The organism is Stenotrophomonas sp. 2619 (assembly GCF_040548725.1).
GTDB lineage: Bacteria > Pseudomonadota > Gammaproteobacteria > Xanthomonadales > Xanthomonadaceae > Stenotrophomonas > Stenotrophomonas maltophilia_AP.
Genome location: NZ_JBEPSF010000013.1, coordinates 71722 through 94203, shown reverse-complemented (window position 1 = coordinate 94203; position 22482 = coordinate 71722). Strand labels below are relative to the sequence as shown.

Genomic DNA, 22482 nt, shown 5'->3' with positions numbered 1-22482 from the left:
ACCCGCGTAGGAACGCGCTTGCCCGCCGCGGGCGATGCTTCCAGATTGAAGGCAGTGCTGGCCACGGTGGCCGCCCCGCGGGAGGCTGACATGCGTGTTGTGAACCCACTGGTGGTGCTGCCCCTGGTACTGGCCGCCTGTGCATCAGGCCCGCTGCAACCGCCCCCTGCGCCGCCACCGCCTGCTGCGCCGGCGCGGGTGGTTCCCGAACTGCGCCCGGGCATTCCGGCCGGCTACCTGGGGCGTGCCCTGCCCAACAGCCTGGCCCTGCTGCCACCGCCCCCGGCCAAGGGCTCGCCCGGATTCGCCCAGGACCAGGCCATCAGCCGCGCCGCGCAGAAGCTGCGCCGCACGCCCCGTTACGCGCTGGCCACCGCCGATGCCGACCTGCGCTTCCCGCACGTGGCCAGCGCGTTCTCCTGCGCGCTGGGGGTTCCGATCAGCCAGCAGGACACCCCGCGCCTGTACCTGCTGTTGCAGCGCAGCCTGGTGGATGCCGGGCTGGCCACCTATGCGGCCAAGGATCACTACAAGCGCACCCGCCCGTTCGTGTTCTACAAAGAGGCCACCTGCGCACCGGCGGACGAAGCGCAGCTGCGGACCGACGGCTCCTACCCGTCTGGGCACACGGCGATCAGCTGGACCTGGGCGCTGCTGCTGACCGAGCTCAGCCCTGGCCAGGCCGATGCGCTGCTGGCACGCGGGCGCGCGTTCGGCGAGAACCGGTTGATCTGCAATGCGCACTGGCAGAGCGATGTACTGCAGGGACGCGCCGTCGCCGCCGGTGCACTGGCCATGCTGCATGCCAATGCCGACTTCAACGACGACATGGCCGCGGCCCGCGCGGAGATCAGCAGCCTGCGCGGCAGCGGCGTGCCCGCCAGCGGCTGCGACGCCGAGGCCGCGGCGCTGCAGATCCGTATTCCCGGCGTGCAATAGCTCCATCGCGGTGTAACGCTGCGTCCCGGCGACCCGCCCTGCGTTACGCGCGGCAGCGTGCGATGCTGCGCGCTCCCACTCCAGCACGGCGCCGCCCATGGCACAGGTCCAGATCGTTTCAGAAGGCCCCAACTACCGCCACCACATCCGCAGCGGCGAGCACGAGGTGATTGCTGACGAGCCGGCCACGCTCGGTGGCCAGGGGGCGGGCCTGGCTCCGTTCGACCTGTACCTGGCCTCGTTGTCGGCGTGTACGGCGATCACCCTGCGCATGTATGCGGAAAAGAAAGGGTGGGAACTGGGCACCTTCCGCGCCGAGTTGAGCTCCTCGCGCGATGCCGACGGCAAGCTGCTGGTGCACCGCGTCCTGCATGCCAGCGCTGCGCTGAGCGACGCCCAGTGGCAGCGCCTGTTGGAGGTGGTCGAAAAGACCCCGGTCACCCTGGTGATGCGTGACGGCGCCACCATCACCAGCGAACGCGGTCCGGCCTGAACCGCCCTCACCTGTCGGTAACAATCACAGAAAGCCGGTCAACGCTGCATCCGCCCCGCTGCTTCGCGCGTAGATCCTGCTGCGTCACTTGGACGCTACCGCTGGGACCCTGCACATGAAAAGCTCGCTGACCGGTCTGCTTCTGCTTGCCTGCCTGTCCACCGCCGCCGCGCCGCTGGCGTTCGCGCAGGCGCCGATGGCAGGCCACGACCACGCCATGGCCGCCAACCCGATGGTGGGCGGTGCACCGATGTACGCCACCAAGGACATCATCGACAACGCCGTCGCTTCCAAGGACCACACCACCCTGGTTGCCGCGGTCAAGGCCGCCGGCCTGGTAGAGACGCTCAAGGGCACGGGCCCGTTCACCGTGTTCGCGCCCACCAACGCCGCCTTCGCCGCACTGCCCAAGGGCACGGTCGAGGGCTTGTTACTGCCCAAGGGCACGGTCGAGGGCTTGTTGAAGCCGGAGAAGAAGGCCGACCTGACCAAGGTGCTCACCTACCACGTGGTGGCCGGCAACCTCGACAGCACCGCGCTGCTGGCCCGGATCAAGCAGGGCGGCGGCAAGGCCGTGCTGACCACCGCGCAGGGTGAAACGCTCACTGCCCGTCAGGCCGGCAAGGGCATCACCGTCACCGACAGCAAGGGCGGCACCGCCCACGTCACCATAGCCGACGTGCGCCAGAGCAACGGCGTGATCCATGTGGTGGACAAGGTCCTGATGCCCTGACCGACGCGCCACGCAACCGCGGGCGGCGACGCTGCAGGAACGGGCGTCGCCGCGGGACGGGTAAAGGATGACCTGGCCCGCCACCCCGGTGCGATGACGGGGGAGACATCCTGCGAGGGCGACGAGCCAGGTCAAAGAACACCCCGATCGATGCGGGAGAGATGCATCGACACGGGGCACCAACGGGGGGAGACGCGCGGCAGTGCGCCGCGCCAGGGCTCAGCGCGCCTGCGCCAGGCCGGAGATTTCCACGCGACGGTTCGGCGCCAGGCAGGCAATCACCGCCTGGCGGTTGCCCTGCGTGCAGTTCACCAGCGGGTCGGCCTTGCCGCGCCCTTCGGCCACGATCGCCGCCGCCGGTACCCCGCCCTGCACCAAGGCATCGCGGACGGCCTGCGCGCGTCGGTGGGACAACACCTGGTTGTAGCCATCGCTGCCGATCCGGTCGGTATAGCCCAGCACCTGGATGGTCTGCACCTGGCTGGCGCTGCGAACCTGCTGCAGCAGCGCGTCCACACTGCGCCGCCCGGCTTCGGTGAGCGTGGCGCTGTCAAAGGCGAACAGCGCATCGGCCGACAGCCGCACTGGCTCGCTGGGCATCGGTGCCGGTGCCGGTGGCGGTGGCGGCGGTGGAGGCGCCGGGGGCTGCAGCAGCCCCGCGCACGCCTGCGGCTTCCAGTAGCCGGCCTGGGCCACGCCCTTGGCGTCGAAATGCACCTGGAACTGGCAGTTGAAGTAGTCGCCGTCTGGATTGCTGCGGAAGTTGAACAGGTAATTCCACTCGTGCACGCCCCACATGCCTTCGCCGAAGTGCGGCGTACCCAGCAGGGTGTACAACTGGCGCTTGGTCATTCCGCGCGCGAACAGGCGCAGGCTGTCCAGGTCGACGAACAGGCCTTCCTTCAAGGTGGCCCGCTTGGGATCGGGAAACGTCACGTCCCCCGCCTCCGGCGTGACCGTTGTGCCCTCGGAAACATCGCCCTTGTGCTTGCCGCCGCTGGCGCAGGCGGTGAACAGCAACACCGCCAAGCCCAGCGACAGTGAGCGAAGCAACGGCGTGTGGTCGTGTGCAATCGATGATGTGGACATGGATTCCCCCTGGTGCGCGGAGCCGCGCTGGAATCCCCGGTGCGGCAGGCCGCCGGCACCGGGAACGAGTCACTGCGAACGATTCAGTACGTCAGCACGGCGCGCTCACCACTGGATGCCCGCACCAACCGACACCCCGCCTTCGCCACGGCTGTTGGTGGTCCCGGCTACCTTGTAGATCCAGCGGCCGCCCTCGGACACCCCGGAAATGCCCACCGCCACGCCGGACTCGCCGTTGTAGCTGCCGGCGGCCACCGCGGCCATGCTGCGCCCGGCCTCGTACGGCTGCGGCAGCCCGGCCACCGCCATCGCCGCGGCCACGCCGGCCGAGGCACGGTCGTCGGTACGGCGCAGGTTGCGGTCGAACGAATCGAAGCGCTCGTCGGTGTACGCCTTGGACCAGTCCAGCGTCTGGTTCATGCCGGCACGCAGCTGGTCCACGTTCACCGCATCGGTCCCGGCGGTGCCGGCCGCGACGTTGCGCACGGTGGTCGGCCCGGTGCTGGTGCTGCCCAGGGTGACGCTGTTGAGGTTGGTGGTGCCGTTGACGTTGCTGTCGTAGCGGATGGTGCCCTGCTGCGATGCCTGCAGCTGGCGCACATTCACCGCATCGGTGGCGGCGCTGCCATCGCCGACGTTGGTGATCTGGCGCTCCGCGCCCGCGCTGCCCACCGACACCGTATTGTCCCGCGTGGCCACCGAGCCGGCGCCCAGGGCAACCGTGTTGCTGCCCTGTGCGCTGGCGCCGTTGCCCAGCGCGGTGCTGTTGGCACCGCTGGCGCTAGAACCGGCACCACCGGCGGCCGCATTGGCCCCGGTCGCCGCGGGGGCGGCCAGGTTGTTGCTGTTGTTCACCTGGAACATGCCCGAGGTGCCGTTGTTGATGTTGTTGATCTGGGTGTCGGTGTAGGCCTTGGACTGGTCGATGGCGTAGTTCACGCCGTTCTGCAGTTGGCCCACGTTGACCGCGTCGTAGCGGTCGGAGCCATCGGCCACATGGGTGACCTTGCGTTCACTGCCGGTGCTGCCCACCGACACTTCGCCGGCCGAACTGCTGCCGCCCGCCGCGCCAAACGCACCGGTGTAGCCGCTCTGCGCGCCCACGCTGGCCACCGACCCGCTGCCCAGCGCCACGCTGTTATCGGCACTGGCGGTGGCCCCATCGCCGATCGCGGTGCTGCCACTGCCGCTGGCCGAGGCCAGCGGGCCGATCGCGATGCTGTCGGCGCCGGTGGCACTGGCGGCGGCCTTGGTCGAGTTGACCTGCACGAACGGGCTGCCCGCACCCGGCTGGATCTGGTCGATGCGGGTGTTGAGGTTGAGCAGCGAATTGTCCACCGCGGCGAAGGCCACGGTGACGTTGCTGTAGTCATTGCTGAGCACGCTGCCGTCGGTGGCGATCGAGGAAATGCTGAAGGTCGGCGCGGTCCAGATGCTGGTGGTCGGGTCGAAGCTGGTGGTACCACCGAAGTAGCCGATGATCGCGTTGTTGGTCTGGAACAGCTGGTTGCCGGTCACCGCGTCGCGGCTGCCGCCCAGCACGCTGCCGTCGGCCAGGTTGGTCAGCGCCACCGCCGCGCCGGCACCGCTGCCAGTCAGGGTGATGCTGTCGGTGGCGTTGCCGGCGCCGTCCACGTCGTACTTCACCGCCAGCTTGTCGACCGTGTCGGTCTGGTCGGCCACGTTGGCCAGCGACTGGCTGACCGCATCGAATGCACTGCCCACGTCGTTGTAGTCGCCCGGGGTCACCTGGCCGGTGCTGGATACCGCGTTGATGGTGTAGGTCGGCGCACTGATCACGCCGTTGGCGTCGACCGCGGCTCCGCCGCCCAGGTGCGTGGCCAGTGCCTGGCTGGCATCGAACAGCTGGGCGCCATTGATCGCCTCGGTGCTGGCCGCACTGACCGCACCGGCACGCAGATTGCGCAGGCTGGTGGTGCCGGTACCGTTGCCGAGCGTGGCACTGGCGTAGTTGATGCTGCCGTCGGGGTTTTCGTCGTAGCGCAGCGCACCCGCTTCGGAGGCCAGCATCTGGCCCATGTTGACCGCGTCGGTGGCCTGCGTACCGGCGGCCACGTTCACCACCTGGCGTTCGCTGCCCACCGCACCGACCGACACCGTGCCGTCGCGATCTGCCATGGCGCCCGCCCCCACGGCAATGGCATTGGCGGCCACTGCGGTGGCACCGGTGCCCACCGCGATGCTGTCGGCGCCGGTCGCCACGGCGTCCAGCCCGGTCGAATTGATCTTCAGGAACCGGCTGCCGACCCCGTTGCGGATGTCGGTGATCTGCGTGTTGAGGTTGACCAGCGACCCATCCACGGCCGAGAACGCATCGGTGGCGTTGTCGTACACGCCCGGGGCGATGGCGCCACTGTTGGAGACGGTGGTGATGGCAAAGCTCGGCGCGGTCCAGGCGCCGGTGGCCGGGTCGAAGGCGGTCAGGCCGCCGAAGTAGTCGACGATGGCCTGGTTGCTGGCGAACAGCTGCGCACCGTTGACCGCTTCGGTGCTGGCCGCACCGATCGCGCCCGGGGCCAGGTTGGCCAGCGTGGTGGTGCCGGTGCCGCCGCCCAGGGTGATGCGACGGTAATCGGCACCGCCGGCACCGTCGTCGTCGTAGGTCACCGCGAACACGTCCAGCGCGTCGATCTGGTTGATCGCGCCCTGCAGCTGGCGCACGTTGACCGCGTCGGTGGCCGCGCTGCCGGCCGCCACGTTGGTGATCTGCCGCTCGCCGCCCGCAAAGCCGACCGATACTTCACCGGCCGAGATCTGCGGCGCGGTCAGCCCGTAGGCGCTGTAGCTGGCCTGCGCGCCGCGGTTGGCCACGGTCCGATAGCCCAGCGCCACGCTGTTGGCCTGGGTGGAGGTGGCTTCTGCGCCGAGCAGCACCTGGCCATTGGCGGTGCCCTTGGCACTGTCGCCGACCACCACCGAATGGCCCATGCGCGCGGCATAGTCGGCGGTGGGCACGCCGGTCGGATCGTTCGGATCGTTCTGGCCTGCGCCAGGGAAAGCCACGTTGGCATCCACCTTGGCCAGCTCGTGGCGCGCGTTGGCACCGATGACCACTTCGCGTGAGCCGTTGGCATACGCACCGTCGCCCACCAGCACCTGGTAGTCCTGCGCGGCGTTGACGGCCCAGCAATCCACGCTGGCCACCAGCAGGTCCACGCACTTGTTGGACCAGCCCGGCGCCTGGTCCGGCAGCAGCAGGCCCAGCAACCCGTTCGGGTTGCCGTTGTTGATGTTGTAGATGTAGCTGTCCGAGGTGACACCGCCAATCAGCGTCAGGTGCGAACTGCCGCCGGTGGCCGCGCCACCCAGGCCGTTGAGCAGGGTGCCCACCGGGGTCAGGTTGACCAGCGGCACGCCCAGCACATTGGTCACCGAGTAGGTCTGCATCACGTTGGCGCTGCTGACGGCCAGCTTGCCGTTGCGCACGTACCCGTCCCCACCCAGCAGGCCCTGTGCGGTCGGGCCGACCAGGGTCGACAGCGAACCGACCAGGCCGCCGGTGCCGATGATCAGCCCCGCATCCGGATCCGGCGCCGCAGGGGCCTTGGGATGGCCCGGCGGCAGCGACGTCGGCGCCGGGAACACCCCGCCCACCACGCCGCCCACGATGTTGCCGACCGTGCTGCCCACGCCCCCCACCACGTTGCCGAGGGTGTCGCTGACCCCGCCGACCACATTGCCGACGGTGTTGCTCACGCCGCCCACCACATTGCCCAGCGTGTTGCCGACGCCGCCGAGCAGATCGCCCACACCACCCAGCAGCCCGCCCGATGCCGCGGTCGGCGACAGCGTCAGGGAACTGGTCTGCGCCACGGCGGCATTGGCATCGACCCGCTTCTGGTTGCGGTCGGCGGCTACGACGGCATGGGCCAGCGCATCCACCTTGACCCCGCCGGCGACGCCGGTGGCCAACGTGGAGGTGATGGCATCGTCGACCCCCTCACTGACCGTTTCAGTGCTGCCCAGCGCCACCGTCGCATCGGCCACCACGGTGGCCGCCAGCGTCGGCGCGGACACCGCCGCGACCGCGCCAACGTCGGCGTGAATGCCGGTGCGCGCTGCCACGGGCGTCGCGCTGTCCGGTGCCGCCACCTGCCGCGGCAGGGCCGCCTTGACCTTGACGCCCACCGCCACGGCCGCCTGCGCCGGGGTGGCCGCTGCCGGCTTGGCCAGCCCCAGGTTGAGGTTGACGTTGGCCGCCGCGCTCAACGCCGGGGTGCTGTCGCCACTGCGCACCATCGCGGCCAGCGCCGCCTCGGCGTCCACCTTCACCGGCAGCGGCGCGTACTTGGCGGTCAGCGCATCCAGATCGCTGCGGGTCTGGCTTTCACCTGCCCATGCCGTTCCGCTGCACAGGGCCAGCGCCAGGCCCATCGACAGCATCGACAGCGGCACCTTCAGGTGCACCACCACCGGGCCGGCGACCAGACTGCCGCGCGAGGTGGCCACTTCCGAGACGACCACCAGGGCATTCAGCCGGTGGCTCCATACCAGTCGAAAGATACGGTTCATCAGGTATTCCCCCGTGTACGAACGATGTGGACTGCATCCATGCCTGTTGGCACTTGGATGTCATTACAGTCGCCACGTCGTTGCGGGGGCACTTCATTCCGGCAGCGCTTGCGTGCGTTCCGGCAAGACAAGAACGAAAACCGGCAGTGGCATGCGCAATTCCGGCAGATTGCCGGAAACGTGCATTTCGGGGCGCTACAGGAGGCGGCGCTGGCCGCCGTGGTCAGGCCGGGCTGCCGATCTGCGCCGGCGCACGCATCAGCGTGTCGCGCGGCAGCTCACCGAATACCCGACGATAATTGTCGGCAAAACGGGACAGGTCCCACAGGCCGCAGCTCAAGGCCACCGCCTTCACCGACTTGCGGCTGGAGTCGGCCATGGACAGCCCACGGCACGCCGCGCACAGCCGCAGCATGGACAGATACCGGTTCGGCGAAGTGCCAAACAGGTCTTCAAACGCATAGCGCAGCGCGCGCTCGCTGACGCCGGCTGCGTCGCAGATTTCATGCATGTAGATGTAGCGACGCAGGTTGAGCCGCATGAAATTTTCCGCACGCTGCGCGATCAGGTAGTGCGCGCGCCGCGCCCGGGTATTGGAGGGCCGGTCTTCGTTACCCGCCCCCAGCAAGGCCTGTATGTGGTCGTGCAGCAGCGATTCGACTGCGTCTGCGCCCAGCGCCGCGCCAGGGTCGGCAAGCGTGGCATGCAGCCCCGCGTAGCGCTCGATCAGGCTGGAGCCGGCGCGCGAGACATCGGGATTGAACAGCGACAAGGCCTGGCCGGACGGCAGCGTGCTGCGCAGGCTCAAGGCGGTCAGCTTGCGCTGCACGCGCTGCATGGGCGCCAGCAGCAGGCTCAGGCGCGTGCCCGCACTCAGGGTGAACTCGCTGATGCCCTCCGGCAGCACGGTCACCACCATGCCGGCACTAAGCGGAATACCGTGGCACCAGCTCTGCGCCTCGTCGGTGGCGTGGATGAACCCCAGCAGGCACCAGTCCTGGGGCAGCATGAACCGGCCGCGGAAGTGGAAGCCAGAGTGCGCGGACAGGAACAACGCTTCGTCATGCACGCGGGAGTGCAGTTCCGCCCGCGGCCCGTTGCCATCCAGCAGCACGGTTTCCAGGTCGCAGACGCGCAGCACCGCGCTCAGCGTGGCCAGGTCGTAGGACCGTAGCGCGCCGTGCTCGCCTGCATTGCCGTCCACTGCACCATCTACCATGACAGTGATGTCCCCCGTTGGCCTGGATGCGGGTGGCCATAACCGCCGCCCGTGCTACTTCCTGTTGCCGCCAATCAACGCCACACGGCGCCTGCACTTACTGATCCGCGCGTTCGCGCAGACCACGCCACCTACATGAACAGTTTATCCGCGCAGCGGTATCGGATTACCCCGGCATTATCGATGCGCATTTTCGGCAAGTATGCATGAACTCGGCGCGCGGTAAAGCCGTCACCGGCAATCGCGGCGGGATGCGCACACAACGCCCGCAAAAGGCGCCAATTGCGCCCATATCGCGTCAAAAAACCGTCATCACCTGCGCTTCACTCTATAAACACACTGCTTTCACTTTATAAACATTAAATGGTTGTCAAACAGCCGGATCAAATAACCGGCAAACAGTGCAGGCACTCAAGTTCGAACGGCGCCTGCCGTTTATGTGTATTGAAGGACTTTGTTGGCGCCGATCATTGCGGCAGGCATCACCCGGCAGCTCCGTGGCGGAAACCGGGAATGTACGACAGGGGGATACCTATGCAGACGCTCATTGCTACGTGGCTGCTCTCTTCCCCGCATGCGCAGGCGATCACGCCGCGCGCGTCGTTGCCGCCTGCTTACCGCCATCCGAACCCGGCCGCCCTGGACACATCCAGGTAGGCCGGCGGCTGCTTCGGCAGCCGCCCCCTGCGCAGGGACCGCGCAGATTACGGGATGGAACCGGCGGAGCCGGAACGCACCATCCACATGCAGGCAGTCCAATCGATTGAACGGAACAGGGAGTAGACCGTCATGAAAGCCTCAATCCGCACGTTTCTTGCTGAAGAAGATGGTGTCACCGCGCTCGAGTACGGCATCCTCGCCGCCGTGATCGCCGGCGTGCTGGTGGTTGCCGCGCGCACCGGCCTCAACGAGATGTTCACCACGCTGTTCGCCAAGCTCAAGTCGCTGGTCGACAGCGCCGGCGGCAGCGCCCCGACCACGCCCGGCACCGGCTGAGCGTCGCTTCACCCGGATCCTGGATGACCGCAGGCCCGCGCCTGCGGCGACGCCAACGGTGTGCCCCGCACCCGTATTCGATGCGCCATGGAGGAGCCCTCGGATGTCACTGCTGCCCGTACTGGCCGTGTTGTTGAGTGCACAGGTTGCCATCAGCGATCTGTACGCCCGGCGCGTGTCCAATCGCTGGTTGCTGTGCGTGGGCGTTACGGCCCTGGGCGGGTTGCTGTGGATGTGGGCGGTGCGCGGGGCACCGTTCCCCGGCATGCATCTGGCCGGCGCGGTGGTGGGGCTGGCGGCCCTGCTGCCGTTCTATGCGCTGGGCTGGATGGGTGCCGGGGACGTGAAGTATTTCGCGGTGCTGGGCCTGCTGCTGGGCATGCCGGCGCTGCTGCCGATCTGGGTGGTGAGCAGCCTGCTGGCCGGCGCGCACGCGGTCTGCGTGCTGCTGGCGCCCGGCCTGCGCACGACGCTGCCGCTGCGCATGCAGTGGTTGCAGGCGCGTGCACAGGAACAGTGGCAGGCGCGTCCGTTCGTGCGCCAGATCCACGCATCACGCCAGGGCCGCGTCGGCATTCCCTATGCCGCGTACCTGGCGTTTGCCACCGTCGGCTTCATTGCCTGCGGCACTTACGGAGCATCGTCATGACCGCGCACGCACGGCGGCATCGCCAGCGCACACGGCAACGTGGCGTGGTAACCCTCGAATTCGCCTTCATGCTGATCCTCGGCGTGGTGCCGTTGCTGCTGTTGACCTACACCGGGGTGATGATCATGGCTGCCCAGCAGACCCTGTCGCTGGCGTCGGCCGAAGGCGCGCGCGCCTCGCTGCGCTATGCCAGCCCCGCCGAGCGCCGTGTTGCCGCCTGCCAGGCCGCGCAGCGCTCGATGCAGTGGCTGCTGAATTTCGCCGGACAACAGGCCAACTGCAGCAACGCGGGTGCCCCCCCGATCATGGTGAGTGCACCTGCGCCCTGCGCGGGCCTGGCCAGCGCGCAGTGCATGCAGGTATCGGTCAGTTACGACTACCGCAGCAAGCCGTTCCTGCCCGGCACGGGCACGGTGTATGGCTGGCTGATGACCCAACCCATCCGCAGTACCGCGGTGGCCCAGCTCGACCTGGGCACACCGTGATGCGCCGTACCGACGCCGTGGAGGCTGTTGCATGCTCAAGCTGACCCGCATTGCCGCCGTGGCACTGATCGCCCTGGCCCTGCTGCTGGCGGTGGTGGCCTTCATGGTCAGCCGGCGTGCCGCACCCACCGTGGTCAGTGCGCCACAGGTTGCGGGCCAGCCGCAGCGCTGGCCGGTCGTGGAGGCTGCGGGCGACCTGCCGGCCGGCCGGCCGATCAGCGCCGCCGACCTGCGCATCGGCGATGCACCACAGGCACCGGTGGGCGGCTACGCCAGCATCGCCGAGGCCACCGGCGCGGTGCCCGTGCACCCCATTGCCGCCGGCACCGCACTCAACAGCGCCTTGATGGCGCGCGGCTACGCACTGCGGCTCAATCCGGGTGAGCGCGCGCTTGCCGTACCGGTCGATGAGCTGGTGGCGGCAGGCAACCGGATCCTCCCGGGCGACTATGTCGACGTCTTCCTCAACCTGCGCGCCCCGCCGGGCATGAATACCGACGGCCAGGCGCAGGCACGCCTGTTGTTGTCACGCATGCGGGTGCTCAGCTACGGCGCCGCCGACAGCGCACCTGGCCAGGCCGCGCCCACCGACACGGCCGGCGAGGCCAGCACCGACGCCCGCGCGCAGGACATCCAGGGCAGCGCATCGACCAGCAGCAGCTCCAGCAGCACCAGCACCAGCGCACCGGTGCGCAGCGCGGTGCTGGCGGTACCGGTCGCCGACGCCAACCGCCTGTTGCTGGGCGCGCAACAGGGTCGCCTGTTCCTGGCGCTGCGCAACCCGGCCGATGTTGGCCAACCCGACCAGGAACTGTTTGCCCAGCCCGGTGGCGTGCTGGATGCGCGGCGCGAGCTCAGTCCGGAACAGCGGCTGGCGCTGCAGTCCCCCGAAAACGATGCGTACGCCGGCATCGACAGCGACGCACTGGCCGGCCGCAGCACCCGCAGTCCGGCCCGCGCGCCCGCGCCGGTACGCGCCAGTGCGCCGCGCCCGGCACCGCGCCTGGACCGCGGCGTAGAAATCATCCGCGGCGATGTTTCCTCCCACAGCGGCTCGCGTTGAGCCATGCCGAGACCCTCCATGACCCAACGCCCTGCCCGCCTGCACTGTCCCCGCCACTGGTCGACCCGCCTGCTGCTGTTGCTGGTGCTGGGCATCTGCCCGGTGGTGGGCATGGCCAATGCCGATGTGGTGCTGCAGACGCGCGAACAGCGCCCGTGGACGTTGCCGGCCGACCTGGACCGGGTTGCCATCGCCGATCCGGGGGTCGCCGATGTGGTGATGCTGCGCGGCCCCCGCCAGGCGCTGCTGGTGGGCAAGGCGCCGGGAACCACCACGCTGTTGCTGTGGCGACGCCAGCACAGCGAACCGCAGCGGATGCAGATCGAAGTGCGCAGCGCTATCCAGGGGGCGCTGCCACCGTCGGGGGACCTGCAGCTCACGCTGCAGGATGGCCAGGGCCTGCTGCAAGGGAGTGCGGCAGGCCTGCTGGACCATGAGCAGAGCCGCAAGGCGGCGACCATGGCGCTGGGCAAAGACGGCCAGCTGGCCGATGTGTCCACCATCGCCAGCGGTGGCGTGGTCCAGGTGGACGTGAAGGTGGTGGAGTTCAACAAGTCGGTGCTGCGCCAGATCGGCATGAGCTTTGCCAACAAGAATTTCAGCGGCAGCAACGGTTTCTTCTACGGCATCACCCGCCCGGGCGGCACGCTGCCGGGCGTACCGCCGGCCACCGATCCGGGCACCGGTCCGGACAACGTGGTGATCACCAATCCGTTGTCCTCCGCGTTCGGCCTGGTGTTCAAGTCGCTCACCCACGGCTGGGACGCCAACATCGACCTGCTGCAGAACAACGGCATGGCCCGCGTGCTGGCCGAGCCCACCCTGGTGGCCCTGTCCGGGCAGAGCGCCAGCTTCCTGGCCGGCGGCGAACTGCCGATCCTGGAACCGCAGGGCCTGGGCACCACCACCGTCACCTTCAAGCCGTTCGGTATCGGCCTGACGGTCACCCCGACCGTGCTGGGCCCCGACCGTATCGCGCTCAAGGTGGCCCCCGAAGCCAGTGACCTGAACTACGCCGCCGGCATCTCCTACAACGGCGTGCAGATCCCCTCGATCACCACCCGTCGCGCCGATACCACGGTGGAGCTGGGCGATGGCGAAACCTTCATCATCGGCGGGCTGGTCAGCAACACGGTCAGCTCCAGCGTCGACAAGATTCCCCTGCTGGGCGACCTGCCGATCATCGGCGCGTTCTTCCGGAGCCTGAACTACAAGCGCGAGGAAAAGGAACTGGTGATCATCGTCACCCCACGGCTGGTGCAGCCGCTGGCCCGCAACACGGTGGTGCCGCTGCCGGGCGACCGTGAGGTCAAGCCCAACCTGCCGGTCTGGGGGGCGTGGCTGCTCAGCCCGGCCTCGTCGGACCAGCTGCCCGGCTTCTCGCGCTGACCCGATGCCAGGAGCCCAGCCCGCATGTCTTCCGCCACCCTCCAGCTGCTGCACCCGATGGCGCCGCCGGTGAGCCTGGTCCTGGTCGCGCCTGACCGCAGCCTGCTGGACGTGCTCGGCGCCAAGCTGCCGGCCGGCACCCGCGTGCACTGGGAGGACAGCCGCGAGTCGATCGCCTCGCTGGAGGCGCACCGTCGCAGCGGCGCCTGCGTGGTGCTGCTCGACTTCCGGCACGAACAGGCCAGCGCCACCAGCGACCTGACCCGCCACCTGCAGCGCGCCCTGCCCGACCTGCCGCTGGTGGCGGTCGGCTCCACCGCCAACGATCAACTCGACGGCGTGGTGGCTGCGCTGCGCGCCGGTATCCGCGACATCCTCGACCTGGACGCGTCCACCGCCGACATCGACGCCGTGCTGCGCCGCGCGAGCAGCCCCTCCGGCATGCGCAGCGTGGCACCCGAGGCGGCCCGCAAGGCGCGCCTGGTGCTGGTCCTGGGCGTCCGCGCCGGGGTGGGCAGCAGCACCCTGGCCGCACACGTGGGCGTGCTCGCCCAGCAGCTGGGCCACCCGGTGACGCCGTCCGCTGCGAACGCGGACCCGGCCCCGCCTGACAACAGCCTGCTGCTGCTCGACCTCGGTCTGCCGGCTGGCGACGCCGCGCTGTACCTCAACCTGGACAGCCAGTTCCATTACGACGATGCCCTGCGCAACGCCAACCGCATCGACGCCACCTTCGCCCGCACCGCCATGACCCGCCACCCTGGCGGCCTGGCGCTACTCGGCCAGCCGGCTGGCAGCGAGGCCGGCCCGATCGCCGACCCGGCGGTGCTGGTGCAGCGCCTGCGCGGCGTGTTCGAGCGCGTGCTGTGCGACCTCGGTGGCACGCCCGTGCGGCAGATCCCGCGCTCGCTGCTCAACAGCGCCGACGAGATCTGGCTGGTGGCCGACCAGGCCATCGGCACGCTGGTATCGCTGGACCTGGCGTTGAAGCAACTGGAGGCACTGGGCGTGCGCGACGGTCGCCTGCAGTTGGTGATCAACCGCCATGACGAAGCCGGCGGGCTGGCGCCCCAGCAGATCGCCGAGCGCTTCAGCCTGCCGCTGCTGGCCACCCTGCCCGACTGCAACCGCCTGCGCGCCAGTGCCAACCACGGCCATCTGTTGCTGCACGATGCCCCGCGCGACCCGTACCTGCGTGCCCTCACCCCGCTGCTGGCGCGACTGGACCCGGCTCTCGCCGGCGTGCTGCCGCGCGGCTGGCGGGAAAAACTCGTCCTCCGCCTGAGTGGTCTCCCATGGAAGACAAAGTGATGCCGTTCGCGCCGCCGCATGCCCGTGCCGATACCGGCACCCTGGCCGATGCCGTGATCCCCCCGTTTGCCCAGTCCGATGAGTACCAGAAGGTACTGGTCGCCGCCCATGAGCACCTGCTCAACAGCATCGAAGACGAACGCATCGACATCGATGCCTGGGCACCGGACACCGTGGCGCGCTACGTGCACACCCAGACCGCCATCTTCGTGCAGGAGTGGCGCATTCCGGTCAACGAATCGGAGATGGAGGTGGTGGCCGCAGCACTGGTCAAGGAACTGACCGGGTTCGGGCCGCTCGACGACCTGCTGCACGATCCCAGCATCGAAGACATCCTCATCAACGGCTACAAGGACATTCATGTGTCCCAGGGTGGCCGCCTGCTGCGCGCGCCGCAGCGCTTCAGCGATGACAGCCACCTGCTGCGCATCCTGCGCCGGATCCTGGCGCCGCTGGGGCGCCGGCTGGACGAGTCCAACCCGATGGTGGATGCGCGCCTGCCCAATGGTGGCCGCCTCAACGCGATCATCTCCCCGCTGGCGGTGGATGGTCCCATGGTGTCCATCCGCAAGTTCCGCAAGGATCCGTTCACCCCCGATGAACTGCTGCGCATGGGCACCTTCGACCGCCCCATGCAGGCGCTGCTGCATGCCCTGGTGCTGGGCCGCTGCAACATCCTGGTATCGGGCGGCACCAGTTCGGGCAAGACCTCGCTGCTCAACGCACTGGCCAGCTATATCCCGGCCGACGAACGCGTCATCACCGTGGAAGACACCGCCGAACTCTCGCTCAACCACCCGCACGTGGTGCGCCTGGAAAGCCGCATCGGCGGTGCGGACGGCCAGGGCGCGGTGAGCATCCGCGACCTGGTGCGCAACAGCCTGCGCATGCGCCCGGACCGCATCGTGGTGGGTGAGGTGCGCGGTGCCGAGGTGCTGGAAATGCTGCAGGCCATGAACACCGGCCACGACGGCTCGATGGCCACCATCCATGCCAACTCGCCGCGTGACTGCCTGTACCGGATCGAGATGCTGGCCGGCTTTGCCGGTTTCCAGGGCAGCGAAGACAGCCTGCGCCGACAGATCGCCAGTGCGATCGACTTCATCGTGCAGATCTCGCGCCTCGGCAGTGGCCGCCGCGTGCTGGTGTCCATCACGGAAATCACCGGGGTCAGCGACAACCTGATCAGCACCCAGGAAATGTTCCGCCACGAAATCCAGATCGATGCCGACGGCAAGGAGATCGACCGCTGGATCGGGCTCGGCTTCCACCCGCACTCGCACAAGCTTGAACCGTTCCGGCGGCAGCTGCGCGAGGCATTGGACGGAGGCTACTGAGCATGACCACGGTGCTGCTGCTGTGCAGTGCGATCCTGGTGCTGGTGGCCGTGGCCATCGAGCTATGGATGGGCGCGGCCCGCCGCGAACGTCTGCGCGCCTCGCTGCAGCACACCGAACAACGTCTGGCCGCCTCCCCCGCCGCGCCGCAGCTGGCCGGCATGCCGGCGCGGCCCGCGGCACCGGCCGCGCTGCCCACCGGCACCCGCCGTGCCGGTGGCCTGCCGTGGGATGCGCTGCTGCAACGCGCCGCGCTGCGCACCGGCTGGCGCCTGCCGATCCTGTGGCTGCTGGGCGCAACGCTGCTGGGCTGGGCTGCGGCCGCGCGCATCGGCACCGCGTGGATGTGGCCGATCACCCTGGGGCTGTGTGCGTTGCTGCTGGGGCTGTGGATTTCGCGCCGCATTCTCGCCCTGCAGCGCCGCCTGCTGCGCCAGCTTCCCGACTTCCTGGACAACCTGGTGCGCCTGACCGGGCTGGGCAACAGCCTGCAGATGTCCTTCCAGACCGCCAGCCAGCAGGTGCCGATGCCCTTGCGCGGGCTGCTGGATGACACGCTGTCGGGCACCCGCAGCGGGCTCGACCTGGACCGCGCCCTGAGCCAGGCCGCGCAACCGTACCGGCTCGACGTGCTGGACGTGCTGGCGGTGGTGCTGGGGGTCAGCATCCGGATCGGCGGGCGCTCGGACCAGATCCTGCAGCGCATGAGCGACTTCATGCGCGATGTCGACCAGGCACGGCAGGAGCTGATGGCCACCACCTCCGAGACACGCATGTCGGCGTGGGTACTGGGCCTGCTGCCGCCGTTGTCGGCGCTGCTGATGGCCATCGCCAGCCCGGACTTCTTCGCCCCGGTACTGGAGGTGCCGCTGGGCCACCGCATTCTCGGGGCGGCGCTGTTGATGGAACTGATCGGCGGCTTCCTGCTGTACCGCCTGGCGCGCTCGCTATGAGCGCCAGCACACTGCTCATCGTGGCCTTGCTGCTGCTCGCATTGGGCGTGGGCCTGCTGGGCATCGCCGGGCTGTGGCTGAGCGGCCAGCAGCAGCGCACCGCTGCCACCCTGCAGGGCGCGCTGCGCAGCCGTGAGCCGCGCGCGCCGGCCGCGCCGGGCACGCCAGCGCCGGAGGCGCCCACACCCCGCCGCTGGGCCTGGCTGGCCGCGCTGGGCGAGCGCTTCAACGGTGGCCGCATCGAAGCGGCGCTGCTGGCACCGGAAGACCGCCTGCTGCTCGACCAGGCCGGCTGGCACACGCGGGTGGGCACCGCCACGTTCCTGGCCCTGCGCCTGCTGATCGCACTCGCCGGCCTGCTGCTGGCCGCCGTCTTCTACGACGGCGACGGACTGAGCCGGGTGGTGGTGATGGGGGCCGCGCTCGGCGCTGGCGTGCTGTTGCCGAAGTTCGCGCTGCGCGCGTGGGCCACGCGGTTGCGCCGCCGGGTATCGGCCGAACTGCCGCTGCTGATCGACCTGCTGCGCTTGCTGCAGGGCGTGGGCTTCAGCATGGACCAGAGCCTGCAGACGCTGGGCGATAAGCTTCGCAGTGCGATCCCGGTGCTGGGGCGTGAAATCCAGCAGGCCAACATCGCCTACATGCACGGTCGCAGCCGCCAGCAGTCGCTGCGCCGCCTGGCTGAATCCTTCGGCGACGAAGACCTGCGCAGCCTGGTGCAGTTGATGCTGCAGGTGCACGAGCACGGCGGCGCGGTGCAGGAACCGCTGCGCCAGTTCAGCGTGCGCCTGCGCGAACAGCGCCGTTCCGCGCTCAAGGAGAAGGTCGGCAAGCTCTCGGTGAAGATGACCATCGTGATGATGCTGACCCTGTTGCCAGCGCTGATGCTGGTGTTGTCGGGCCCGGCGATCATCGCCCTGGCCAATGCCGTGAACCGTCTGGGGTGACCACCATGCCGATCCAGTTCCGCCACTGCGCCGTGCTACTCATCACTGTGGCGGTGTGCACCGCCTGCGGGTCGGCGCGCAACGCCTACAAGCCGGACCCGCTCAGTCTTGCGCCGCTGGACACGCCGGCCCAGGACGACAAGCGCATGTACCTGGACCTGATCGGGCAGATGCAGCGCCAAGGCGCCTACTACGCCTCGCTGGCACACGTGGAGGCCTACCGCCAGCGCTACGGCGACAGCCCGGCGCTGCGTCTGCTGCAGGCCGACGGCCTGCGCGAAACCCAGCAGACCGACGCCGCCCGCGCGCTCTACACCAGCCTGGCCAACGGGCCGCAGGGCGCGGCCGCCTGGCACGGGCTGGGGCTGATCGCCGCACGCGCCGGCGATGCCACGCAGGCCGAGGCCAGCCTGGCCCGTGCCGTGCAGTTGCAGCCGCTGAACACCGATTACCTGGGTGACCTCGGGTTCGCCCGGCTGCGCGCTGGCGCGCTTGAACCGGCGCGCGAGCCCTTGGCCAAGGCGGCCGAACTGGCGCCGGGCAGCGTCAAGGCCAATGCCAACCTGGCGGTCTGGGCGCTGCTGCGCAATGACCCGGCGATGGCCGAGCAGATCATGCGCAGTGCCGCGTTGCCCGACACCGCGCGCCAGGAAGTGCAGCGGCTGGCGCAGCAGTTGCGGCAGCCCCCTGTCGCGCGCCCGACGCCGACGCCACCCGCAGCGCTGCTCGCCGCGGAATCCCCGGCCAACCACACACCGGCGGGCGCAGGCAGCGCCCGCGCACCGCGCGCCGATGCGCGCCTGGCCCCGTCAATGCTGGAACGCTTCGGCGCCGCCCACCACGCCAACGAGAGCACGCCATGACATCCCTCACCTGCACCATGCGCATCGCGTTGCTCGGCGTGGCCCTGCTCACCTGCGGCGCGGCACTGGCCCAGCAGCGTCCGCTGACCGGGCAGATGCTCGGCGACGCCCCTCCGACCGCCCCGCCTGCAGCGCCGCTGCCCGGCCCCACCGCGCCGCCACCACCGCCCTCGCTCCAGGTACTGCCGCCGTTGCCCGCCGGTGCTCCGCTGGCCCAACCGCTGCCCACGCGGCCGCAGATCGGCGACACCACCCGCGCCCTGCTGCAGCTGCAGGCCAGTGGCGCCAGCGCCGGCCCGCGCCTGCCCATCCTCGGCGACCAGGCCTCGCTCAGCTATGCGCGCTACCTGGAAAGCTTCACCCACCCGATCCCCGAATTCCTCGACACCAGCGTCCGCAAGCAAGTCACTGGTGACGGCAACGGAGAGTGATCCCATGAACCGGTCACGATCGCCCTGCCCTGTCCTGCCATCGCCCTGCCGCCAGCGCGGCGGCATGTCGGTGACGATGATGCTGGTGATGCTGGGTCTGGTCACGATGCTCGGCCTGGTGGAAATTGGCTACCTGTACTGGGCCAAGCGCGACGTGCAGAAGATCGCCGACCTGTCCGCCCTGGCCGGCGCACAACGCCTGGACCTGTGCACCGCCAATCGTGCCGACAATGCGGCGTCGCGCAGCAACGCGCTCACCGCCAATCGCTTCCCCGGCACCTTGCAGGTCAGCTGTGGCGTGTGGAACCCCGGCCATGCCAGCGCCGACCACTTCATTGGCACCGCCCCGGCGCCCGTCAACGCGGTCAAGGTCGTCGCCGAACGCCCCGTGCTGCCGTTCTTCGGCCAGACCCGCGGGTTGCCGCAGGTGCGCGCACAGGCCGTGGCCACGCGCGCACCGCCCTTGGCGGTGTTCAGCGTGGGCTCGCAGCTGCTGCGGGTGAACGGCAACACGCCGCTCGGCGGCGTGCTGAAACTGGTCGGGGTGGACCTCGACCAGACCACCCTGCTCGGCTACGACGGCCTGGCCCAGGCCAAGATCACCCCCGGCGGATTGCTCCAGGCGCTGGGCATTCCGGTGGACGCCAACATCAGCGTCGGCGATTTCAACGCGCTGCTGGCCGCGCACAAGGTATCGCTGGGGCAGTTGCTGGATGCCACCGCCAGCGTGCTCAACCAGAGCGGCGTGGCCCATGTGGATCTGCGCGCGCTCAAGGACGCGCTGGCGGCCAAGCTCGATATCAACCAGCTCAACCTGCAGCTGGGCAGCAACGCGGCCGGCAGCGGCCTGTTCGGCAGCATCGTGGCCCCCGACGGTCCCGCATCGGCGGCGCTGCAGGCCGAGGTCAACGCGCTGGACCTGATCACCACCAGCATCAGCATCGCCAATGGCGGCCGTGGCGTGGCGGTCAACAACCTCAGCATCCTCGGCCTGGTGCAGGCGCAGACAGCCGTCATCGAGCCCCCCTCCATCGCCATTGGCGGCGCCGGCGCCCGCGCCTACAACGCGCAGGTGCGGGTCAAAGTGGACATCGACAGCAACAACCTGTCGCTGGGCCTGGGCAAGGTACTGACAGCGCTTGGCATCCGCCTGCGCCTGCCGGTGTATGCCGATGTCACCAATGCCATGGGGACCCTGACCGGGCTGCAGTGCGCCGCCCAACCGGCAACCGCCACCATCCGCGTCGAGTCCTCGGTGCTGCGCGCGTGCGTGGGCAAGGTGGACGCCGCCACGCAGTTCTCCACGCGCAACGTCTGCGACGCCAGCCTGCAGAACGAACAGCTGCTCACCCTGCTTGGCGCGCCATTGATCAACGACCAGATCAAGCTCAACGCGCTCACCCACGATGAAACGCTGACGCTTTCACCGGGCGAAACCAGGTCGACCTGGATCAACGGCGCGCAGATCGGCACCGCGGTCAACGACCTGGTCCGCGAACTGCTGCGCGTGCTCAGCGGCATGCTCAACCCCGCGTCGAAGGGCATGCAGAACGCCGACACCGCCAACCAGATGGCCGACCGCTTCCTGAAGGCGGCCAACCCCGGCAACGGGCTGTATGACGTGGACAAGACCATCGCCCTGCTGCGCAACGGGTCCACGGCGCAGGGCATCGAGGCGTTCGGCGACTGGCAGGTGCCCAAGGGCGTTCCGTATGCCTGCGGCCTGGTCACCTGCTACAAGGACGGCCCGGCATGGGACGGCTACCGCGCGGTGGTCACCGGCCAGGGCCTGGGCCTGCTCGATGGCCTGCTCGGCACCTTGCTGGGGGGACTGGTGATCAACCGCTGCAGCGGCCTGGTGAGCGCGCTGCTGGCCTACAACAGCTGCGTGAAAAACAACCTGGCCTCGTACCTGCAGACCGCCCCGGCCGGCATGCTCGACAACTACCAGGGCAGCGGCAGCGTCACCGACCCGGGCACCAACAGCGTGGCCTGCAGCGGGTTGCTGTGCACGCTGTTGCGGCCGGTGCTGGAAGGCCTGCTCAAACCCCTGCTCAACGGCGTGGGCACCTTGCTGACCCAGACCCTGGCGCTGGTGCTGGGACTGGAACTGGGCCGCACCGACGTGCACCTGCAGGCAGTGCAGTGCAACCCCGCCCAGCTGGTGTATTGAGGCCTGCCGCAGCGTGCGCGGGCAGGATGCAGCGCGCGGCGGGACACGCTAGACTGCGGCGGGGACTGGATTTTCACAGACGAAACTTCACCGATGCGCCACTCGTGGACGGCCTGATGATGCAAGAGAAAAAAACCGTGGGTTCCACCCGCCAGCGCCTGCTCGTGGGCAGCCTGGTGCTGCTGTCGCTGGGCCTGGTGCCGCAGGCACTGGCCGCGCGCGCGCCCAAGGGCGAGCCCACCGAGCCGGCGCGCAGCGCCCCGGTGGTCCGCAACACGGTGGATGAACTTCGCCAGCTGGTCGATTCCAAACAGCTGACCGAACTGCGCACCACCTACAACGGCAGCTACGGTGCCAGCCTGCTGTTCAACACCACCACGCTGCAGTATTACGCCGCCTTGTTCCATGACAAGGATTTCTGGCGCGTGATCAAGACCGATTCGGTGGACAACGCCGAAAAGGTGTACCGCACCTTCGTGCAGCAGACCGAAGAACTGGCCCAGGTGTACATCGACACCACGCGCCTGGAGGCCGGCAAGCGCTACACCGAGAACCTGGTGGCCTTCAACGAACAGCGCCTGCGCAGCCTGCAGCAGGAAGCCGAACTGCAACGCCAGCAGTCGCTGCAGGTCAGCAGTTCGATCCAGCAGGCCAAGCAGCAGGCGGTATCGCTCAGCACCGACCTGCGCAGCAGCCACAGCCAACTGGACGCGCTGAACCAGCGCATCCAGGCGCTGCAGGCCCAGCAGGGCAACCCGGCGTTGTCGTTGCCCACGCCCGAGAGCAGCGCACCGGCCGTCGCACCGGCGCCCACGGGCGACTCCAGCAACCCGTAAGCCACGCGGCTCCCTGCCCCGCAGGGAGCCTGCCGCGTCGCGG

19 protein-coding genes are annotated in these 22482 nt (G+C 69.2%); 16 read left to right on the top strand and 3 right to left on the bottom strand.

All coding sequences use genetic code 11. The annotated features are described in order from the left end of the window. Positions 1-90: 90 nt before the first annotated feature. The 3 genes from ABIA71_RS14025 to ABIA71_RS14015 all read left to right on the top strand — a co-directional run bounded on the left by ABIA71_RS14025 (position 91) and on the right by ABIA71_RS14015 (position 2165). On the top strand, positions 91-939 hold the full coding sequence (locus tag ABIA71_RS14025) for an acid phosphatase (RefSeq protein ID WP_354285921.1): 849 nt from the start codon (positions 91-93) through the stop codon (positions 937-939). A 97-nt stretch (positions 940-1036) separates the two neighbouring features. Then, entirely contained in the window at positions 1037-1432 is a 396-nt protein-coding gene (locus ABIA71_RS14020; RefSeq protein WP_128096565.1) for an OsmC family protein, read from the top strand. A 115-nt stretch (positions 1433-1547) separates the two neighbouring features. Next, positions 1548-2165: a fasciclin domain-containing protein gene (locus tag ABIA71_RS14015; RefSeq protein ID WP_354285920.1), complete on the top strand. Its 618-nt coding sequence runs from the start codon at positions 1548-1550 to the stop codon at positions 2163-2165. Between the two features lie 219 nt (positions 2166-2384). On the opposite strand, the gene ABIA71_RS14010 is transcribed toward ABIA71_RS14015, so the two are convergent. From ABIA71_RS14010 to ABIA71_RS14000, 3 genes are all read right to left on the bottom strand, one after another. After that, positions 2385-3254, bottom strand: a complete 870-nt coding sequence (locus tag ABIA71_RS14010; RefSeq protein WP_354285918.1) for an OmpA family protein — start codon at positions 3252-3254, stop codon at positions 2385-2387. Positions 3255-3359: 105 nt separating this feature from the next. Continuing rightward, positions 3360-7787 carry a YadA-like family protein gene (locus ABIA71_RS14005; RefSeq protein WP_354285916.1) on the bottom strand — a complete coding sequence of 1476 codons (4428 nt, stop codon included), beginning with the start codon at positions 7785-7787 and terminating at the stop codon, positions 3360-3362. 223 nt (positions 7788-8010) lie between these two features. Continuing rightward, complete coding sequence (locus ABIA71_RS14000; RefSeq protein ID WP_354285914.1) at positions 8011-9006, bottom strand: AraC family transcriptional regulator; 996 nt, start codon at positions 9004-9006, stop codon at positions 8011-8013. 789 nt (positions 9007-9795) lie between these two features. On the opposite strand from ABIA71_RS14000, the gene ABIA71_RS13995 reads away from it, so the two are divergent. The 13 genes from ABIA71_RS13995 to ABIA71_RS13935 all read left to right on the top strand — a co-directional run bounded on the left by ABIA71_RS13995 (position 9796) and on the right by ABIA71_RS13935 (position 22439). After that, positions 9796-10002: a Flp family type IVb pilin gene (locus tag ABIA71_RS13995; RefSeq protein ID WP_354285913.1), complete on the top strand. Its 207-nt coding sequence runs from the start codon at positions 9796-9798 to the stop codon at positions 10000-10002. Between the two features lie 103 nt (positions 10003-10105). Next, a complete protein-coding gene (locus tag ABIA71_RS13990; RefSeq protein WP_354285911.1) occupies positions 10106-10651 on the top strand; it encodes an A24 family peptidase in 546 nt (181 codons plus the stop codon). After that, complete coding sequence (locus ABIA71_RS13985; RefSeq protein WP_354285909.1) at positions 10648-11136, top strand: pilus assembly protein; 489 nt, start codon at positions 10648-10650, stop codon at positions 11134-11136. Before ABIA71_RS13990 ends, ABIA71_RS13985 begins: the two co-directional genes overlap by 4 nt. Positions 11137-11167: 31 nt before the next feature. Beyond that, the gene (cpaB, locus tag ABIA71_RS13980) at positions 11168-12199 is read left to right on the top strand and encodes a Flp pilus assembly protein CpaB (protein ID WP_128097565.1); all 1032 of its coding nucleotides are present in this window, start codon (positions 11168-11170) and stop codon (positions 12197-12199) included. Between the two features lie 18 nt (positions 12200-12217). After that, on the top strand, positions 12218-13588 hold the full coding sequence (locus ABIA71_RS13975; RefSeq protein ID WP_354285907.1) for a type II and III secretion system protein family protein: 1371 nt from the start codon (positions 12218-12220) through the stop codon (positions 13586-13588). 24 nt (positions 13589-13612) lie between these two features. Continuing rightward, a complete protein-coding gene (locus ABIA71_RS13970; protein ID WP_354285905.1) occupies positions 13613-14899 on the top strand; it encodes a CpaE/TadZ family protein in 1287 nt (428 codons plus the stop codon). Then, positions 14884-16236, top strand: coding sequence for a TadA family conjugal transfer-associated ATPase (locus ABIA71_RS13965; protein WP_354285904.1), 1353 nt, complete (start codon positions 14884-14886; stop codon positions 16234-16236). Before ABIA71_RS13970 ends, ABIA71_RS13965 begins: the two co-directional genes overlap by 16 nt. Positions 16237-16238: 2 nt before the next feature. Then, on the top strand, positions 16239-17189 hold the full coding sequence (locus tag ABIA71_RS13960) for a type II secretion system F family protein (protein WP_354285902.1): 951 nt from the start codon (positions 16239-16241) through the stop codon (positions 17187-17189). Next, a complete protein-coding gene (locus ABIA71_RS13955; protein ID WP_354285900.1) occupies positions 17186-18136 on the top strand; it encodes a type II secretion system F family protein in 951 nt (316 codons plus the stop codon). The genes ABIA71_RS13960 and ABIA71_RS13955 overlap by 4 nt, the downstream gene beginning before the upstream one ends. Before the next feature lie 5 nt (positions 18137-18141). Beyond that, complete coding sequence (locus ABIA71_RS13950) at positions 18142-18999, top strand: tetratricopeptide repeat protein (RefSeq protein ID WP_354285898.1); 858 nt, start codon at positions 18142-18144, stop codon at positions 18997-18999. Continuing rightward, positions 18996-19430: a DUF3613 domain-containing protein gene (locus tag ABIA71_RS13945; protein ID WP_354285896.1), complete on the top strand. Its 435-nt coding sequence runs from the start codon at positions 18996-18998 to the stop codon at positions 19428-19430. Before ABIA71_RS13950 ends, ABIA71_RS13945 begins: the two co-directional genes overlap by 4 nt. Before the next feature lie 4 nt (positions 19431-19434). After that, positions 19435-21603 carry a TadG family pilus assembly protein gene (locus ABIA71_RS13940; RefSeq protein ID WP_354285894.1) on the top strand — a complete coding sequence of 723 codons (2169 nt, stop codon included), beginning with the start codon at positions 19435-19437 and terminating at the stop codon, positions 21601-21603. A gap of 119 nt (positions 21604-21722) precedes the next feature. Beyond that, positions 21723-22439 carry a DUF2968 domain-containing protein gene (locus tag ABIA71_RS13935; protein WP_354285892.1) on the top strand — a complete coding sequence of 239 codons (717 nt, stop codon included), beginning with the start codon at positions 21723-21725 and terminating at the stop codon, positions 22437-22439. The last annotated feature ends 43 nt before the right edge of the window (positions 22440-22482 follow it).

Excerpts from the sequence above, each read along its gene's own strand:
- ABIA71_RS13950 (WP_354285898.1), top strand. The coding sequence starts at position 18,142 with ATGCCGATCCAGTTCCGCCACTGCGCCGTGCTACTCATCACTGTGGCG.
- ABIA71_RS14020 (WP_128096565.1), top strand. The coding sequence starts at position 1,037 with ATGGCACAGGTCCAGATCGTTTCAGAAGGCCCCAACTACCGCCACCAC.
- ABIA71_RS14025 (WP_354285921.1), top strand. The coding sequence starts at position 91 with ATGCGTGTTGTGAACCCACTGGTGGTGCTGCCCCTGGTACTGGCCGCC.
- cpaB (WP_128097565.1), top strand. The coding sequence starts at position 11,168 with ATGCTCAAGCTGACCCGCATTGCCGCCGTGGCACTGATCGCCCTGGCC.
- ABIA71_RS13990 (WP_354285911.1), top strand. The coding sequence starts at position 10,106 with ATGTCACTGCTGCCCGTACTGGCCGTGTTGTTGAGTGCACAGGTTGCC.
- ABIA71_RS13995 (WP_354285913.1), top strand. The coding sequence starts at position 9,796 with ATGAAAGCCTCAATCCGCACGTTTCTTGCTGAAGAAGATGGTGTCACC.
- ABIA71_RS13970 (WP_354285905.1), top strand. The coding sequence starts at position 13,613 with ATGTCTTCCGCCACCCTCCAGCTGCTGCACCCGATGGCGCCGCCGGTG.
- ABIA71_RS13975 (WP_354285907.1), top strand. The coding sequence starts at position 12,218 with ATGACCCAACGCCCTGCCCGCCTGCACTGTCCCCGCCACTGGTCGACC.
- ABIA71_RS13955 (WP_354285900.1), top strand. The coding sequence starts at position 17,186 with ATGAGCGCCAGCACACTGCTCATCGTGGCCTTGCTGCTGCTCGCATTG.
- ABIA71_RS14015 (WP_354285920.1), top strand. The coding sequence starts at position 1,548 with ATGAAAAGCTCGCTGACCGGTCTGCTTCTGCTTGCCTGCCTGTCCACC.
- ABIA71_RS14010 (WP_354285918.1), bottom strand. The coding sequence starts at position 3,254 with ATGTCCACATCATCGATTGCACACGACCACACGCCGTTGCTTCGCTCA.
- ABIA71_RS14005 (WP_354285916.1), bottom strand. The coding sequence starts at position 7,787 with ATGAACCGTATCTTTCGACTGGTATGGAGCCACCGGCTGAATGCCCTG.
- ABIA71_RS13940 (WP_354285894.1), top strand. The coding sequence starts at position 19,435 with ATGAACCGGTCACGATCGCCCTGCCCTGTCCTGCCATCGCCCTGCCGC.
- ABIA71_RS14000 (WP_354285914.1), bottom strand. The coding sequence starts at position 9,006 with ATGGTAGATGGTGCAGTGGACGGCAATGCAGGCGAGCACGGCGCGCTA.
- ABIA71_RS13945 (WP_354285896.1), top strand. The coding sequence starts at position 18,996 with ATGACATCCCTCACCTGCACCATGCGCATCGCGTTGCTCGGCGTGGCC.
- ABIA71_RS13965 (WP_354285904.1), top strand. The coding sequence starts at position 14,884 with ATGGAAGACAAAGTGATGCCGTTCGCGCCGCCGCATGCCCGTGCCGAT.
- ABIA71_RS13960 (WP_354285902.1), top strand. The coding sequence starts at position 16,239 with ATGACCACGGTGCTGCTGCTGTGCAGTGCGATCCTGGTGCTGGTGGCC.
- ABIA71_RS13985 (WP_354285909.1), top strand. The coding sequence starts at position 10,648 with ATGACCGCGCACGCACGGCGGCATCGCCAGCGCACACGGCAACGTGGC.
- ABIA71_RS13935 (WP_354285892.1), top strand. The coding sequence starts at position 21,723 with ATGCAAGAGAAAAAAACCGTGGGTTCCACCCGCCAGCGCCTGCTCGTG.